This window comes from Pseudomonas sp., assembly GCF_030698175.1.
GTDB lineage: Bacteria > Pseudomonadota > Gammaproteobacteria > Pseudomonadales > Pseudomonadaceae > Aquipseudomonas.
Map to the genome: position 1 here is coordinate 1 of NZ_JAUYNT010000001.1, position 16,742 is coordinate 16,742.

At 59.8% G+C, this 16,742-nt stretch carries 10 protein-coding genes; 5 read left to right on the plus strand and 5 right to left on the minus strand.

What is annotated here, in order from left to right; genetic code table 11:
• The first annotated feature begins 330 nt into the window (after positions 1-330).
• Complete coding sequence (locus Q8R10_RS00005) at positions 331-609, plus strand: HU family DNA-binding protein (RefSeq protein ID WP_305649857.1); 279 nt, start codon at positions 331-333, stop codon at positions 607-609.
• Positions 610-636: 27 nt separating this feature from the next.
• On the opposite strand, the gene ligA is transcribed toward Q8R10_RS00005, so the two are convergent.
• The 4 genes from ligA to Q8R10_RS00025 all read right to left on the minus strand — a co-directional run bounded on the left by ligA (position 637) and on the right by Q8R10_RS00025 (position 8,265).
• A complete protein-coding gene (ligA, locus tag Q8R10_RS00010; RefSeq protein WP_305649859.1) occupies positions 637-3,006 on the minus strand; it encodes an NAD-dependent DNA ligase LigA in 2,370 nt (789 codons plus the stop codon).
• A gap of 84 nt (positions 3,007-3,090) precedes the next feature.
• On the minus strand, positions 3,091-3,909 hold the full coding sequence (gene zipA, locus Q8R10_RS00015; RefSeq protein ID WP_305649861.1) for a cell division protein ZipA: 819 nt from the start codon (positions 3,907-3,909) through the stop codon (positions 3,091-3,093).
• 169 nt (positions 3,910-4,078) lie between these two features.
• Entirely contained in the window at positions 4,079-7,582 is a 3,504-nt protein-coding gene (smc, locus tag Q8R10_RS00020) for a chromosome segregation protein SMC (protein ID WP_305649863.1), read from the minus strand.
• 23 nt (positions 7,583-7,605) lie between these two features.
• Positions 7,606-8,265, minus strand: a complete 660-nt coding sequence (locus Q8R10_RS00025; RefSeq protein WP_305649865.1) for a GntR family transcriptional regulator — start codon at positions 8,263-8,265, stop codon at positions 7,606-7,608.
• A 183-nt stretch (positions 8,266-8,448) separates the two neighbouring features.
• On the opposite strand from Q8R10_RS00025, the gene Q8R10_RS00030 reads away from it, so the two are divergent.
• The 3 genes from Q8R10_RS00030 (at position 8,449) to Q8R10_RS00040 (ending at position 14,376) form a co-directional block, all read left to right on the plus strand.
• Complete coding sequence (locus Q8R10_RS00030; protein ID WP_305649867.1) at positions 8,449-9,588, plus strand: alkane 1-monooxygenase; 1,140 nt, start codon at positions 8,449-8,451, stop codon at positions 9,586-9,588.
• Positions 9,589-9,986: 398 nt separating this feature from the next.
• On the plus strand, positions 9,987-11,318 hold the full coding sequence (locus Q8R10_RS00035; RefSeq protein ID WP_305649869.1) for a deoxyguanosinetriphosphate triphosphohydrolase: 1,332 nt from the start codon (positions 9,987-9,989) through the stop codon (positions 11,316-11,318).
• Positions 11,319-11,421: 103 nt separating this feature from the next.
• Positions 11,422-14,376 carry an HD domain-containing phosphohydrolase gene (locus Q8R10_RS00040; RefSeq protein ID WP_305649870.1) on the plus strand — a complete coding sequence of 985 codons (2,955 nt, stop codon included), beginning with the start codon at positions 11,422-11,424 and terminating at the stop codon, positions 14,374-14,376.
• Positions 14,377-14,632: 256 nt separating this feature from the next.
• Here Q8R10_RS00040 and Q8R10_RS00045 read toward each other — a convergent pair whose 3' ends face one another.
• Positions 14,633-14,974 carry a 50S ribosome-binding protein YggL gene (locus tag Q8R10_RS00045; RefSeq protein WP_305649872.1) on the minus strand — a complete coding sequence of 114 codons (342 nt, stop codon included), beginning with the start codon at positions 14,972-14,974 and terminating at the stop codon, positions 14,633-14,635.
• Positions 14,975-15,196: 222 nt separating this feature from the next.
• On the opposite strand from Q8R10_RS00045, the gene dacB reads away from it, so the two are divergent.
• Positions 15,197-16,693, plus strand: coding sequence for a D-alanyl-D-alanine carboxypeptidase/D-alanyl-D-alanine-endopeptidase (dacB, locus tag Q8R10_RS00050; protein WP_305649874.1), 1,497 nt, complete (start codon positions 15,197-15,199; stop codon positions 16,691-16,693).
• Positions 16,694-16,742 lie beyond the last annotated feature (49 nt).

Sequence of the window (16,742 nt, forward strand, 5' to 3'; positions counted from 1 at the left end):
TTTTGCGCGAGGCAAGGCACGAGGAGCGCGGTTTGGTTGTTCCAAATGAGCGACGAGAAACGCCGTCTCGCGCAAAAACAGGCCCGGCCCTTCGGGTTGCGCGAGAAATGGCCCCCGCTGTTGTTGCAGGACTTGGCAAGGGAATAACCATTACCTGCGTCCTGCGCAATCCCCATGGATGGGGTGAATGCCGCAAGCCCGCCGGGAGCGGGCGCGGCCTAACCGGGGGTCATTTCTCGCGGCAACGCGGCTCGCGATGAAACGGCAACAGACCCTAACGTGCCTGCCTCGATCCCGAGATATCGCCTTTCCAACCCAAGGAGCAACACCATGGCCACCAGCAAAGACCAACTGATCAACGACCTTGCCGAAGCTGTCGACAGCCCGAAAACCAAGGTTCGTGCACTGCTTGAGCAACTGAGCGAAATCGTCAGCGACGCCCTGGAAAACAGCGATGAAATCACCCTGCCGGGGATTGGCAAATTGAAAGTCACTCAGCGTCCGGCCCGCACCGGGCGCAATCCACAAACCGGTAAAGCGATCGAAATCGCCGCCAAGAACGTGGTTAAGTTTGTCCCGGCCAAAGCCCTCAGCGACGCCATCAACTAAGTGTTTATGACGACCTGATCGGCGCGATCAGGTCGTCAGCCCAAGCTCTAGCATGCGCTGTAAAAACCCCGCCTCATCCAGCACCGCAACGCCCAACTCGGATGCCTTCGCCAGCTTCGAGCCAGCCCCGGGCCCCGCCACCACGCAGTGGGTTTTCGCCGACACCGAGCCCGACACCTTAGCGCCCAAAGACTCGAGCTTGGCCTTGGCCTGATCGCGGCTCATCACTTCCAGGGTGCCGGTCAGCACCCAGGTCTGGCCGGCCAGCGGCAAACCCTCGACCACTCGCTTTTGGCTTTCCCAGTGCATGCCGAACTCACGCAGCTGCGCTTCGATTTTCAGCGCGCGTTCGCAGTGCTCGGGCACACTGAAAAACTCACGCACGGCATTCGCTGGTTTCTCGCTCAACGCTTGCCGCAGGTCCAGCCAATCGGCTTCCAGCACTTTTTGCAGCGACTCGCCAAACTTGGCGGCCAGGGTTTTAGCGCCTGTAGGGCCGACTGAAGCAATATGCAGTTTGTCGAGCAAACCGGCCAAGGTGGTGCTGGCGGCAAACTCTGCGCCCAACTCGCCCTGACCCTGAATATCCAGTATTTGCTCGAGCGCCTCGATCACGCTGCGATTGTGCGCATCGCTGAAAAACTCGTGAATTTCATAGGCCACTTCCAGGCCCACCTCCGGCAAGTAGGTGAGCACTTCGGGCAAGGCTTGCTTGATGCGCGCCAACGAGGCCAGCGAACGCGCCAATACTTTGGCCGTTTCCTCGCCGACATCGGGAATACCGAGGGCATAAATGAAGCGCGCCAACTCAGGTTTCTTACTGTTTTCGATAGCGGCCAGCAAGTTCTTGCTCGATAGCTCGGCAAAGCCTTCCAGCTCGACAACTTGCTCGAAGGTCAATTTATAGAGGTCGGCTGGCGAGCGAACCAAACCTTCGTCCACCAGCTGATCGACGCTTTTCTCGCCCAGGCCTTCGATATCCAAGGCACGGCGCGACACGTAGTGAATGATCGCCTGTTTGAGTTGCGCGCCACAGGCCAGTCGCCCAACGCAGCGATACGCCGCGCCTTCGCTGATGGTCTCGCGGCCCTTACTACGTTTGATTAGTTGGCTGCGCTCAACCGCCGAACCACACACCGGACACTGCTCGGGGATTTGCACCGGCCGCGCATCCGCCGGGCGTCGCTCCAGCACCACTTGCACCACCTGCGGGATCACATCACCGGCACGGCGAATGATCACCGTGTCGCCGATCATCAGGCCCAAACGCGCGACTTCGTCCATGTTGTGCAGCGTGGCATTGGCCACCATCACCCCGGCAACTTTCACCGGTTTCAAGCGCGCCACCGGCGTCACTGCGCCAGTGCGACCGACCTGAAACTCCACATCCAACAGCTCGGTGAGTTCCTCCATCGCCGGGAATTTATGCGCAATCGCCCAACGTGGTTCGCGAGCCCGAAATCCCAGCTCGCGCTGGTAGGCCAGGTCATTGACCTTGAACACTACACCATCGATTTCATAGGCCAGACTGGCACGCCGCTCGCCGATATCGCGGTAGTAGGCCAGGCATTCGTTGGCCCCCCTGGCCAGCTTTAACTCGCGACTGATCGGCAGCCCCCATACTTTCAGTTGCTGGAGAATGCCCACCTGAGTCGCCGGCAACTCGCCTTCGACGCGGCCAATGCCATAGCAGCAAAACTCCAACGGACGATTGGCGGTAATCTTCGGGTCCAGCTGGCGCAGGCTGCCAGCCGCCGCGTTGCGCGGGTTGGCGAAGGTCTTGCTGCTATTCTCCAGTTGCCGTGCGTTGAGTGCAGCGAAACCGGCCTTGGACATAAACACTTCGCCGCGCACTTCCAGAACGCTCGGCCAGCCCTCGCCGTGCAGCTTTAGCGGCACGTTGCGAATGGTCCGTACATTAGTGCTGATGTTCTCACCCGTACTGCCATCACCACGGGTGGCACCACGCACTAGCAGGCCGTTCTCGTACAGCAAGCTGACGGCCAGACCGTCTAGCTTGGGCTCGCAGCAGTATTCAACTTCCGCGCCGCCGCCAAACAAATCGCCGACCGGCAGGTCCAGCCCCTCATGCACACGGCGGTCAAAATCCAGCAGATCACCTTCCTCAAAGGCATTACCCAGGCTGAGCATTGGCACTTCATGCTTGACCTCGCCAAAGGCACTGAGCGCCGTACCGCCGACCCGTTGCGTCGGCGAATCGGCCGTGACCAGCGCTGGATGTTCAGCTTCCTGCGCCTGCAATTCGCGGAACAAGCGATCATACTCGGCATCCGGAATGCTCGGCTCGTCCAACACGTAGTAACTGTGGTTGTGCCTGTCCAGTTCGGCGCGCAGTTCGAGGATGCGTTGGGCGGCGTTTGCGGCGGTGTCGGTCATAACAATTTCTCTCAAAAAGCAAAAGAGCAGCCGAGGCTGCTCTTTTAACGACTCACTTAACGCTTAGCAGCGAGTAAGGTTGCCTCAACGCTTGGGCATGATGTGCTTGCGCTCAAACTCGACGATGCGCTGACGATAATGCTCGATGGTTTGTGCGGTCATGGTGTTGCGCTGATCATCTTTGAGTTCGCCGTTCAGCTCGCTGGCCAACTTGCGCGCCGCCGCCACCATCACATCGAAGGCCTGGCGCGGATGACGCGGTCCCGGCATGCCGAGAAAGAAGCTCACGGCGCGGGTGGTGAAGTGATCGATATCATCCAGGTCGAAGGTGCCAGGTTTTACCCCGTTGGCCATGGAGAACAACACTTCACCGTTGCCGGCCATGCTTTCGTGACGATGGAAAATATCCATTTCGCCGAAACGCAGACCGCTTTCCAGAATATTCTGCAGCAGCGCCGGGCCGTTAAAACCTTCGTCTTCGCGGGCCACCACGCTGATCACCAAAACTTCTTCAACCGGCGGTAATGGCTGACTGTCTTCTTGGCTCAGCGCCGGCTGCTTAGGCTCGCCAGCCACCACTGGATTGAGCAGGGTGGGCACTGGCTCACTGAGGTTTAGGTCGCCCTGACTCGGCTCACCAGCGCGGCGGCGATTCAATTCGCTGGCGTTCATTACCGGCAAATCTTCTTCGTCCAGCTTTGGCTCGCGCTGGCGGTCGACCACCCGCGCCGGGCTTAGCAAAGCTGGATCACCATCGTCATCGGGCAGGTCGCCAAAGCGTCCATCCAACTTGAATTTAAGTTTGCCCTTGCCGCCGCGCATACGGCGCCAGCCGTCAAAAAGAATGCCGCTGATCACCACAATGCCGATGACGATCAGCCACTCACGCAGACCGATTTCCATGTAATCCACTAACTCCGACTAAAAAAATAATGATTAAAGGGCTTCCCGGCCCGCGACTCTTAACTCAACCCTGGCGCCAACTCCATGTTCTAGCAGGCGTTTTCCGGGGCTTACAAAAACTTTTGGCTAAACTAGCACGACAAAAGTCAATTTTACACCGTCTGTCGCATCAAGTTTCAACCATTGCCAAGGCTTCTTCGACATCCACCGCCACCAAGCGCGAGCAGCCCGGCTCGTGCATGGTCACCCCCATCAACTGATCGGCCATTTCCATGGCAATCTTGTTGTGGGTGATATAGATGAACTGCACGGTGGCCGACATCTCTTTAACCAAGCGTGCATAGCGGCCGACGTTAGCGTCATCCAGCGGCGCGTCAACTTCGTCGAGCATGCAAAACGGCGCGGGATTGAGCTGGAAGATGGCAAATACCAGCGCCAGCGCGGTCAGGGCTTTCTCGCCACCGGACAGCAGGTGAATGGTGCTGTTCTTCTTGCCGGGCGGCCGGGCCATGATGCTCACGCCGGTATCCAGCAAGTCTTCACCGGTCAATTCCAGATACGCCGTGCCGCCACCAAACACCTTGGGGAACAAGGCCTGCAGGCCGCCATTAATCTGGTCAAACGTCGCTTTGAAACGGTTGCGGGTTTCTTTGTCGATCTTGCGGATCACGTTTTCCAGGGTATCCAACGCCTCCACCAGATCGGCGTTTTGCGCATCCAGGTAACGCTTGCGCTCGGACTGCTGCTGATACTCCTCAATCGCCGCCAGGTTGATCGCGCCCAAGCGCTGAATGCGCCCAGCCAACTGCTCCAGTTCATCGGTCCAGACGCTTTCGCTGGCCTCGCTCGGCAAGTTGGCCAGCACTGTGTGCAGGTCATAACTCTCGGCCTCCAGCAGCTCAACCACCGCGGCGCGGCGCACATTCAGGCTCTGCCAGTCGAGGCGTTGTTGTTCCAGTTGGCCGCGCAACAGTTGCGCTTGTTGCTCGGCCTGATTGCGGCGCTTCTCGCTGTCGCGCAGTTGCCGATCGGCATCTTCCAGGCCCAAACGCGCCAGCTTTAGCTCGTCTTCGACGGCCATGCGTTTGTCGAGCAACTCTTCCAGCTTCATGCGCAGCTCTTCCAGCGGCGCCTCGCCTTCACCCAGGTTCAGATCGAGCTGTTCGCGCTTCTCATGCAGGCGCTCGGCTTGCAATTGCAGGCGCTCCAGCGCTTGCCGGGTGGAGTTGTGCTGACTGTGCAGCGCGCCCAGGCGTACCGCCAGTTGATGGGCATGGTCTTTGTGCTGGCGCGCCTCTTGGCGAATCCGGTCGAGCCGCTCGCGCAAGCTGTCGCGGGCGGCCAGCAAGTTCTCGCGCTGCTCGGTGTCCTGCGCCATGGCGTCCAGGGCGTCCTGCAAGATCAACCGAGCCTCGCCCAATTGCTCTTGTTCTTGGGCGCACTGCTCGGTCGACTCCTCGACCTCGGCATCCAGGCGGCGCTGACGCAGTTGCAACTGCTCGACCTTGACCTGCACGGCCGACAACTGGGCTTTTAATTCACCGGCGCTGCGGGTCTCATCCTGCAAGCGGCGGCGCTGCTGTTCGCGCAGCTGCTCTTGTTCGCGCTGTTGACCGAGTAATTGCTGCAAGTGCAATTCAAGCTCGGCCAACTCGGCTTCATATTGTTCACGCTCGGCCAGCAATAGTTCCAATTCCTGGGCACGGGCCAGCACGCCACTTTCGGCGGCATCGGCGTGGCGAATCCGTAGAAAGTGCGGACCCAGCCAATAGCCGTCGCGGCTGATCAGGCTGCTGCCGGGCGCCAATCGGCTGCGCAGCGCCAGCGCCTCTTGCAGGCTTTCGACCGGCAGCACCTGGCCCAGCCAAGGCGCTAAATCGATGCCCGACTCGACTTTATCGAGCAAACTGCCAGGCAAACGCAGGCCCGCAACGCCGGCGGTGATCAAGCGTAAATCGCCCTGGTTAAAGCTGGCGAAATCCAGCTCAGCCAAGCCGGCGCTTTGCCCCTCATCGAGCAACACCGCCTGTAGATCGGCGCCCAGCACCGTCTCGACCGCCAGCTCCCAACCGGGCGCAACCCGCAGGCCGGCCGCCAACTGCGGCCGCTCGCTCAAGCGTTGTTCGCGCAGCCATTGCGCCGTGCCTTTGCCCGGATTCAATGCCGCCTGCTGCAAGGCCTCCAGGGCGGCAATCCGTCCATTCAAGCGTTGCAACTGGCCCTGGGCCTGCTGCTGAGCTTGATTGGCCGCCTGTAATTGGCCGCGTAATTGTTCCAGCTGTTCGGCCAGCCGTAGCTCTGCCGTTTGCAATTCCTCGACGGTCAGCTCGCTGATCGCCAGCTGCTCGCCCAGATCGAGAATGGCCGCGTCTTGCGGGTCGGCAGCCAGTTGCTGACGTTCCTCGGTCAGGCGCCGCTGGCGCTCGGCCAGGCGTTCGAGGCTTTGCTCGAGCTGCTGAATCCGCGACTGCTGCACCTCAGACAAACGCCTCGGTTCGGCGCTGCGCTGGGTGAAGGTGTCCCACTGCTCTTGCCATCCGTGCATCGCCGTTTCCGACTCTTCCAGGCTGGCAGCGGCTTCTTCAGCAGAGGCCGCAGTGAGGGCTTGCTCGGGCTCGAGCAGGGCCAGCTCTTCAGTCAGGCTGGCGAGTAAATCCTGATCATGGCCCAGGTGCGCTGCGGTTTCTTGGCGGGCCCGTTCGGCCTCGCGCAAGTCATCCTGCAATTGGCGCAAGCGCTGCTGACCGTGCTGGATGCTTTGCTCGATGCGGGCGATATCGCCACCGACCGAGTAAAACCGCCCTTGCACCGCATTAAACTGCTCGGACAACTCGTGATGGCCGTCGCGCAACCGCTCGATGCTGGCATCGGCGCTGCGTTGTTCGGCAATCAGCGCCTCGAAGGCGATTTCTTGCTGGGCGATTACCGCTTCACGCTGGCCGACCTGCTGATTCAGGCTCTGCCAGCGCAAGGCCGACAACTGGGCCTTGAGTTCGCGCTCCTGAGCCTTGTACTGCTGGTATTTTTCCGCCGACTGGGCTTGGCGCTGCAGTCGTTCGAGCTGGCGCTCCAGCTCTTCACGCAGATCGGTTAAACGCGCCAAGTTCTCGTGGGTGCGGCGGATGCGGTTTTCGGTCTCGCGGCGGCGCTCCTTGTATTTGGAGATGCCGGCGGCTTCTTCGATAAAGTTACGCAAGTCCTCGGGGCGCGCCTCGATCAGCTTGGAGATCATCCCCTGCTCGATGATCGAGTAACTGCGCGGGCCAAGGCCGGTGCCCAAGAAAATATCGGTAATGTCGCGCCGCCGGCATTTCACCCCATTGAGGAAGTAGGTGTTTTGGCTGTCGCGGGTGACCCGGCGGCGGATCGAGATTTCCGCATAGCTGGCGTATTCACCCAGCAGGGTACCGTCGCTGTTATCGAACACCAGCTCGATCGAGGCCTGGCTGACCGGCTTGCGGCTGGTGGAGCCATTGAAGATGACATCGGTCATCGACTCGCCACGCAGGTTCTTCGCCGAGCTTTCGCCCATCACCCAGCGCACGGCGTCGATGATATTGGATTTGCCGCAGCCGTTAGGCCCAACCACCGCCGCCATATTGCTCGGAAAGTTGACCGTAGTCGGGTCGACGAAGGACTTGAACCCCGCCAGTTTGATGCACTTTAGCCGCATAGCAATCCGTTTCCCTTAGGCCCTTAGCGCTCGGCCATTGCGGCCAGCACCAGTGTGCAGTTGCGCTGACCGTAGGCCAGCAACACGCTACGAACTTGCTCGGCATTACGCGCCAACACCGCCTGCAGCAAGCTGGCAAAGGTATTCAGGAACTGGCTCATTTCAGATTTACGCCGTGCCAGCGCCAGGTGGTAAGTGCGGCTGATGGCCGGCAGCAGGTTTTCCAGGGTTTCTTGCAAGTACGGATTGTTGGCAAAGGGAAATGCTGCACGCATCACATCGAAGCTATTTTCCACAAAGGCGTCGATATCCTCGCGCGCCGCACTGGCTTGCAATTGCCGCTGCACTGCCAGCAGCGGCGCCAAGTCGGCCTCGTTACGCCAGCTGACGGCCACCGCGTTGCCCAGCACTATGTACAGCTCCATCACCAGCGCATACAGGCTTTTGACGTTATGCGCTGTCAGCTCGGTAACCTGCGCGCCGCGGCGCGGCAAGATCACGATCAGGTGGCGGCGCTCGAGAATCAGCAAGGCCTCGCGCACCGAACCACGGCTGACATTCAGGGCCTGGGTGACTTTTTGCTCTTGAATGCGCTCGCGCTCTTTTAACTCGCCACGAATGATGCGTTCGGCAAGGTGGTGAGCGATTTGCTCAGCGAGGCTGTCCGGGGCCTTGAACGTCATGCTGTTCCTTTAAATGGTCTGCCACGCAGGCCGGCGAGTGTAACACAGGCCGTTACCCAACCACCCCGGTAGCCACTGGTGTTGCCGTGCTAAAGATAGGCTGGGCGGGGCGCAATTGCCGGCAATAATTGTCCGACAATCCAACAATAAAAACGACAACGATTAAACCCCAAGGAGCCCACCATGTTTGCAACTTGCTCATCCGACTGGATGCTCAGCCTGAAAAAAATCGGCTACTGGTTCTGGCTACTGCCGGTCGCTTTAGTGCCCCTGAGCTATTACCTGTCGCAAGGCAGCAGCCATGCCGATGCCTGGAGCTTTCTGGTGCCGCTGGTGATTTTTGGCCTGATTCCCTTCGTCGATGCCCTGCTCGGCCGCGACCCGGCCAACCCGGAAGAACGCCTGCAGGTGCCGCAACTGGAGGGCGAATTTTATTACCGGCTGCTGACTCTGGCCTGCGTGCCAATCCTGCTCGGCATGCTGGCCTGGGCCGGTTGGATACTGGCCAACAATCCCGAGTGGAGTTGGCTGGGGCAACTGGGCTGGACGCTCTCGGTGGGCATTGTGATGGGCGCCATCGGCATCACCGTGGCCCACGAACTGGTGCACAAAGACCCGGCCATCGAGCAAAACGCCGGCGGCGTGCTGCTGGCCGCCGTCTGCTACGCCGGCTTTAAAGTCGAGCATGTGCGCGGCCATCACGTGCATGTTTCAACCCCGGAGTGCGCCTCCTCTTCGCGCTTCGGGCAAAGCCTGTACAGCTTCTTGCCGCATGCCTACAAACACAACTTCCTGAATGCCTGGAAGCTCGAAGCCGAGCGCCTGCAGCGCAAAGGCCTGCCAGCCTTGTCTGCGCACAATGAATTGATCTGGTGGTACGCCCTCAGCGCAACCTTCGCCCTCGGCTTTACTTGGGCCTTTGGCTGGCTGGGGCTGGGTTTTTTTCTCGGCCAAAGCCTGGTGGCCGTGACCCTGCTGGAGATCGTCAACTACCTCGAGCACTACGGCCTGCACCGACGCAAGCTGGAAAACGGTCGCTATGAAAGAACCGGTCCGGCCCATTCGTGGAACAGCAACTTCCTGCTGACCAACCTGTTTTTGTTCCATCTGCAACGCCACTCCGATCACCACGCCTACGCCAAACGTCGCTATCAGGTGCTGCGCCACCACGAAAGCAGCCCGCAACTGCCCAACGGCTACGCCGGCATGGTGGTGCTGGCGCTGTTTCCGCCGCTTTGGCGAGCGGTGATGGACCCGCGTGTGCGGGCCTATTACGCCGGCGAAGAACATCAGCTCAGCGCCAGCCAACTGGCCCCTGATTAAGGACTATGTACCAGCGATGCCTTGCGAGGGCCCCTTTCGCGAGAGGGAATTAGCCTTGATATTTGTGCTGCCTGCACCGACCAATCGCGGATAAATCCGCTCCTACAGGGAGGCAGCCGATGAAATTATTGCAGGTGCTGGGCTTGTGTAGGAGCGGATTTATCCGCGAAGCAAACGTGAGTACGCTGACAATCCTGCAGAGCCACAGCCGTTCTTTTCTCCACATCCATCTGGGTCACAAACCAGAGGCTACGGGACTTGCGCTTTGCAACACATAACTGGGACATAGCCCTTAATAATTCTTAACAGCCCCGCGCAGTTTGTTTGTGGCCCTTGCAGGCGCGCAACCGAACACCGAAGCTAAGGATCTAATAGCCACTTAATGGCGAGGATCAGTTTTGGATTGGCAAACCCTGCTTACCCGCGAACGTCTTGGTAAACCGCTGCACAGCGCCGATGAGCTCGGCCGCAGTCCGTTTCATAAAGACCATGACCGCATCATTTTCTCCGGCGCCTTTCGCCGCCTGGGGCGCAAGACCCAAGTACACCCGGTGTCGAGTAACGACCATATCCACACCCGCCTGACTCACTCGCTGGAGGTCAGTTGCGTCGGTCGCTCGCTGGGCATGCGCGTCGGCGAAGTGCTGCGCGCAGAGCTGCCCGATTGGTGCGACCCGAGCGACATGGGCATGATCGTGCAGTCGGCGTGCCTGGCCCACGACATCGGCAATCCGCCCTTTGGCCACTCCGGTGAAGATGCCATCCGCCATTGGTTTCAGCAGGCCGCCGGGCGCGGCTGGCTGGATGCGATGAGCGACGCAGAGAGCGGCGACTTTCTTAACTTTGAAGGCAACGCCCAAGGCTTTCGCGTGCTGACCCAGCTGGAATATCACCAGTTCGATGGCGGCACCCGGCTGACCTACGCAACCCTGGGCACCTACCTGAAATACCCCTGGACCGCCCGCCATGCCCAGGCCCTGGGCTATAAAAAACACAAGTTCGGCTGCTACCAAAGTGAGCTGCCGATACTTGAGCAAATCGCCCGCAAACTGGGCCTGCCACAGATCGAAGACCAACGCTGGGCGCGCCATCCGTTGGTGTATTTGATGGAGGCCGCCGATGACATCTGCTACGGCCTGATCGACCTGGAAGACGGCCTGGAAATGGAGCTTCTCGACTACAGCGAAGTCGAAGCCCTGCTGCTCAACCTGGTCGGCGACGACTTGCCGGAAACCTATCGCCAGCTCGGCCCCAAGGACTCACGGCGGCGCAAGTTGGCGATTCTGCGCGGCAAGGCCATCGAGCACCTGACCAATGCCGCAGCGCGGGCCTTTGTCGAGCAACAGCAAGCGCTGCTGGCCGGTAATCTGGAGGGCGACCTGGTTGAGCATATGCACGGCCCGGCCAAGCGTTGCGTGCTGGAAGCCAAAGACCTGGCGCGGAAAAAAATCTTCCAGGACAAGCGCAAAACCCTGCACGAAATTGGCGCTTACACCACCCTGGAGATTCTGCTGAATGCCTTCTGCGGCGCGGCGGTGGAGCAACATGGTGGACGTACACCGTCGTTCAAGAGCCGGCGGATTCTCGACTTGCTCGGCAATAATGCCCCCGACCCGAGCTGGCCGCTGTATCAGTCGTTTTTACGGATGATCGACTTTATCGGCGGCATGACTGACAGCTACGCCACCGAGATGGCCCGCGAAATGACCGGTCGCTCCAGCCCGGTGTAAGCCCTGAACCGACCGCCAATCACAGTTGGCGGCCGGTCTGCACAGTTGCACCCCAGTCCATCTATGCTTGTGCCCGCCCTTAAGCAAATTGGACGCTAATGCTATGGCCAAAGCCAAACCCGCAACTGCCCGTCGCTTTCCACTGCACATGCACATCAGCGCGCTCTTTACCCTGCTGCTGCTGGCCACCGGAATGGTCTTGGGGGTGTTCAATTACCAGCAAACCAGCAGCATTATTCTCTCCAGCAGCGAAAAACTCTTTGCGCGAATCTCAACTGAAGTGCAGTTGGACCTCGACCACACCTACACACCCATTCGGCAACTGCTCAGCCTGTTGGCGCTTGACCCAAGCACCCGTAAGGCGCAACCCCGCGAGCGACAAGCGTTACTGGCGCCTTTCGCCCAGGCCCTAAGCGATAACCCCAAACTCGCCGCGCTGTATTTGGGCTACCCCAATGGCGATTTTTTCATGCTGCGGCCACTGCGCAGCGCCGCGTTCAGGCAGCGCTTTGAAGCACCCGAGAACGCCGCCTTCCAACTCTGGACCATCGAACACAACGATGGCGCCGTGCAGTCGAGCTATCAGTTCTTCGATCAACAATTGAATCTGCTGCGCCATATCCAGCGCAGCGGTGAGGACTTCGACCCGCGCACGCGGCCCTGGTATCAGAGTGCGCTTAGCGATGCCGAGCAAATCACCACGGCGCCCTATGGGTTTTTCTCCAGCAAGCAAGTCGGCACCACCCTGGCGCGCAACATCGGCCTCAACATAGTGCTGGCCGCCGACCTAACCCTCGACGACCTGTCTGCCACCCTGAGCAAACATCAAATCACCCCGAGTACCGAAGTGTTGCTGTTCGACAGCGACGGCGACGCCATTGCCTATCCGGGCCGACCAACGCTGCTGGTAGAAACCGGCGGCAGCGTGCAGTTGCTCAAGGCCGCCGAACTCAGCGTTCCCTTGGCCGCCCTGCTACAGCCAAACAATAATCGGCAGCAGCAGGGGCATTTGCGCCTGAACAAGCGCGACTGGATCATCTCGCGCACCCATATCAACGAGGGCGGCCCGCAAGGCTTGGAGCTGGCGCTGCTGGTGCCCGAAGACGAACTACTGGCCGAGGCTTACCGCATTCGCTGGCAAGGCGCGATCATCACCCTCGCCACCCTGTTGTTGTGCCTGCCGGTCGGCTGGCTGGCCTCGCGCAGCGTGGTCAAACCGCTGAACGCGTTGGTATTGGAGGCCGAAGCGATTCAGCGCTTTGACTTTAACCATCCCGCCAGCGGCCGCTCGCCCCTGCTGGAAGTTGACCGCCTGGCGTTGTCGATGAACCGCATGAAAGAAACCATCGCCAGCTTTCTCGAGATTGCCGCCAGCTTATCGGCCGAAAAACGCTTCGATACCTTATTGCAGCGGGTGCTCGATGAGACCGTCAGCATCGGCAAGGCCAGCGGCGGCCTGCTGTATTTGATCGAGCCCGACAGCGGCCAGTTGATCCCCCAGGCGCTGATTATTGATGGCGTGCAACAAAACCTCAGCGAGCACTCCCTCAGCAGTTACCACAGCGGCGACCCCAGCCTGCCCGATTGGCTCAAAGGCCCGGCCAGTGGCGGCGCCAGCGCTGTGGTCGCCCTGGGTTTTGATCAAGCCGGGCCCTTGCAAAGCCTGCTGCACAGCCTCGACAGCCCGATGATTCACCTGGTCAGCTGTGGCCTGCATAACCGCCAGGGCGTGACCCTCGGCGTGCTGCAATTACTGCACCGTGATAACACTGACGAACACGACCCAACCCTGCTACGCCCCGAGCGCATTGCCTTGATCGAGGCGGTGTCTGGCGTGGCTGCCCTGTGCATCGACAGTCAGCGTTTGCTGGAGCAACAAAAACACTTGCTGGAAGCTTTTATCCAACTGTTGGCCGGCGCCATCGACGCCAAAAGCCCTTACACCGGCGGCCACTGCCAGCGGGTGCCGGAGTTGACGCTGATGCTCGCCCACGCCGCCGCCGACAGCCCGGAGCCGGCCTTTGCCAGCTACCAACCGACTGAGGAGCAATGGGAAGAACTGCATATCGCCGCTTGGCTACACGATTGCGGCAAGATCACCACGCCCGAATACGTGGTCGATAAAGCCACCAAACTGGAAACCCTCTACGACCGCATCCATGAAATCCGCACCCGCTTTGAAGTGCTTAAACGCGATGCCTGGATCGACTATTGGCAGGCCCGCAGCGAAGGCGCCGATGCCAGCCAGCAAGCGCTGCAGCGTGACCAGCGGTTAAGCGCCCTGGATGAAGAGTTCGCCTTTATCGCCCGTTGTAATCTGGGCGGTGAGGCCATGGCCGAGGCCGATCTGGCACGCATTCAGCACATCGCCCAGCGCACCTGGCGGCGCACCCTCGATGACCGACTCGGGGTGTCGTGGGAAGAGGCGCAACGTCAAGCCCGTAGCCCAGCGCCCAGTCTGCCGGTGGACGAGCCACTGCTGGCCGATCGCCCCGAGCATTTGCTTGAACGCAAGGCCAGCGAGCAAATGCCCGCCGACAATCCATGGGGCTTCAAGCTCGAGGTGCCGACCTACAAATTCAATCGCGGCGAGCTGTACAACTTGAGCATCGCCCGTGGCACCTTGACCGCAGAGGACCGTTTCATCATCAACGATCACATCGTGCAAACCATCCGCATGCTCAACCACCTGCCCTTCCCGCCGCACTTGAAAAACGTCGCGGAAATCGCCGGTGGCCACCATGAAAAGATGAATGGCACGGGTTACCCGAAACGCCTGAAACGTGAAGACATGAGCCTGCCGGCCCGCATGATGGCGATTGCCGATATTTTTGAGGCGCTAACAGCGGTGGACCGCCCCTACAAGAAAGGCAAAACCTTGTCCGAGTCGCTAAACATCATGCTCGGCATGTGCAAGGGCGCGCATGTGGATACGCAACTGTTTGAGTTGTTCGTGCGCAGCGGGGTTTATCGCCAGTACGCGCAACGCTTCCTGAAGCCTGAACAGATTGATGCGGTCGACGAAAGCAGCTTATTAGCCAAGCTGGCGGCCGACTGAGACAGCGGGGATAAACGAGGTGTTAACGCGAGGAGTGCAACCTAACAAACAGCGGTTCAGGGCCGGCCAGCGCCAGCCCTGAACACCAGCAGCCTGTCGGGCGTAGGTCTGTCCTACTGCGGAAAAGCCGGATTTGGTCATTTCCTGCGCTCTTTCTCGTTGAATAGAATGACTATTCGCCTCAAAAGAGCGCAAAAACTGCCTCAAACCGGTCTTTCCCTCGCTACGGACGCCTAAGCCCGACAGGCTGCCAGGATCAAGCCTGGGCGATATCGTTTTCTGGATACCACACATCCAGCAGCGGGCTAACAGTAAAAGCTGTCAGTTCGCTGCGGCCTTGCAACCAGGCCTCAACCAGGGCGCGCTGCTCAGCGCTGACCGAACCACGCTTGCCCAGGCACACGAAGCCATAGTCATCACCGCCGACATAACCCATGCCGTTAGCAGTGATTGCGTCTGCAACGAAGGCTTCCAGGAAGTCATCGATCGACTCTTCAGCCAAGTTTTCCTGAAAATTCAGGGTCAGCTCAAAACCAAGCTCCTGGAACTCGGCAACGCAGAGTTTTTTACGCAGACGACGGGAACGGTTAGTAGCCATGAAAAATCCTCACCTTTCTTAAATAAATAAAACTTAAATTCATAAAATAAGCCGCGGCACTTTAACAGCTTAGCGTCGCGACCGCCCGACTCTCTGTCGCGCGACCTGCCCGCCAGCAAGCTGCCCAGCCCATCAGCGCAGGGCGCATGCAAAGGGCGCTTCGGGCATAATGCCGATCTTTCAGAAGCTGTTTTGCCAAACTTGTGTGGAAGCCTTGTACTAATGTCATCTTTTCTTGTTAACCGTCGCCTGTCGGGTCTGGGCCTGGCGCTGCGCACCCTGCGTCAACTGGCCCTCGCCAGCCTGTTATTACCGCTGGCCGTGAGCGCTAACGCCGCGCCAACCAACACTGTACTGCCGCTGAAAATCCAGCAGGCGTTAAAGACCGCAAAAATCGACAACAGCGCCATGTCGCTGGTTATGCTGCCACTCAATGGCCCGGGGCTGGCCACCATAGTCAATGCCGACGCGGCAGTGAACCCGGCCTCGACCATGAAGCTGATCACCACCTATGCAGCGCTGGAGTTGCTCGGCCCGACCCATCAATGGAAAACCGAGTTTTACACCGACGGCACGCTGCGCAACGGCGTACTGCAGGGCAACCTGTACCTCAAGGGCGGCGGCGATCCAAAGTTGAACATGGAGAAACTCTGGTTGCTGCTGCGCGACCTGCGCGCCAATGGTGTGCAGCAGATTACCGGCGATCTGGTGCTCGACCGCAGCCACTTCGTGCAACCGCAGCTAGCGGCCTTTAATGATGACGGTAATGACGACAACAAACCTTTCCTGGTCGGCCCAGATTCGTTACTGGTAAACCTCAAGTCGGTGCGTTTTATCGCCCGCAATGAAGGCGGCAAGGTGACCCTGGCCGCCGAACCGCCGATTGCCAGCATTCATATCGACAACCGGGTCAAAGCCCTGCCAGCCGGCAAATGCCCCAATCCGGATGTGCGCTACAGCCCAAGCAAACAGGCGGATGGCAGTATCAATCTGGTGGTCAGCGGCAAGCTGGTCGACGGTTGCAGCAGCCAGACGTACCTGGCGCTGCTTGATCACCAGAGCTACGCCGCCGGAGCGGTGCGGTCCATCTGGCAAGAGCTGGGCGGCACTATCAACGGCCACGACCGGGTCGACAATGTGCCCAAAAGCGCCCGTCTGCTAGCCCGCGCCTTCTCTCCCGACCTGGTGGAGATCATTCGCGACATCAACAAGTACAGCAATAACACCATGGCCCAGCAGCTGTTCCTGAGCATTGGCGCGCAGTTTCGCACTGCCAGCGACGCCGATGACGCCAAGGCTGCGCTGCGGGTGATACGGCAATGGCTGGCACGCAAAGGCATCGATGCTAAACACCTGATGATCGAGAACGGCTCCGGCTTGTCGCGCCAGGAGCGCATTAGCGCGCGGGAAATGGCGGGATTACTGCAAGCGGCCTGGAACAGCCCCTATGCCGCCGAGTTTATATCGTCACTGCCACTGGTAGGCATGGACGGCACCATGCACAAGCGTCTACGGCGCACCGCCCTGGCAGGCGAAGGCCATATCAAGACCGGCACCCTGAACACCGTGCGGGCAATCTCCGGTTTTAGCCGCGACGCCAACGGCAACACCTGGGCAGTGGTGGCCATCCTCAACCATCCACGACCATGGGGCGCCTCGTCGATTCTCGATCAGGTGCTGCTGGGGCTGTATCAGCAAAGCAAGGTCAACAAGCCTTAAACCGTAGGGTGTACTCGCCGCAGGCAGTACACCCGCAGCCGGCGGATTG

Excerpts from the sequence above, each read along its gene's own strand:
- Q8R10_RS00005 (WP_305649857.1), top strand. The coding sequence starts at position 331 with ATGGCCACCAGCAAAGACCAACTGATCAACGACCTTGCCGAAGCTGTC.
- ligA (WP_305649859.1), bottom strand. The coding sequence starts at position 3,006 with ATGACCGACACCGCCGCAAACGCCGCCCAACGCATCCTCGAACTGCGC.
- zipA (WP_305649861.1), bottom strand. The coding sequence starts at position 3,909 with ATGGAAATCGGTCTGCGTGAGTGGCTGATCGTCATCGGCATTGTGGTG.
- smc (WP_305649863.1), bottom strand. The coding sequence starts at position 7,582 with ATGCGGCTAAAGTGCATCAAACTGGCGGGGTTCAAGTCCTTCGTCGAC.
- Q8R10_RS00025 (WP_305649865.1), bottom strand. The coding sequence starts at position 8,265 with ATGACGTTCAAGGCCCCGGACAGCCTCGCTGAGCAAATCGCTCACCAC.
- Q8R10_RS00030 (WP_305649867.1), top strand. The coding sequence starts at position 8,449 with ATGTTTGCAACTTGCTCATCCGACTGGATGCTCAGCCTGAAAAAAATC.
- Q8R10_RS00040 (WP_305649870.1), top strand. The coding sequence starts at position 11,422 with ATGGCCAAAGCCAAACCCGCAACTGCCCGTCGCTTTCCACTGCACATG.
- Q8R10_RS00045 (WP_305649872.1), bottom strand. The coding sequence starts at position 14,974 with ATGGCTACTAACCGTTCCCGTCGTCTGCGTAAAAAACTCTGCGTTGCC.
- dacB (WP_305649874.1), top strand. The coding sequence starts at position 15,197 with ATGTCATCTTTTCTTGTTAACCGTCGCCTGTCGGGTCTGGGCCTGGCG.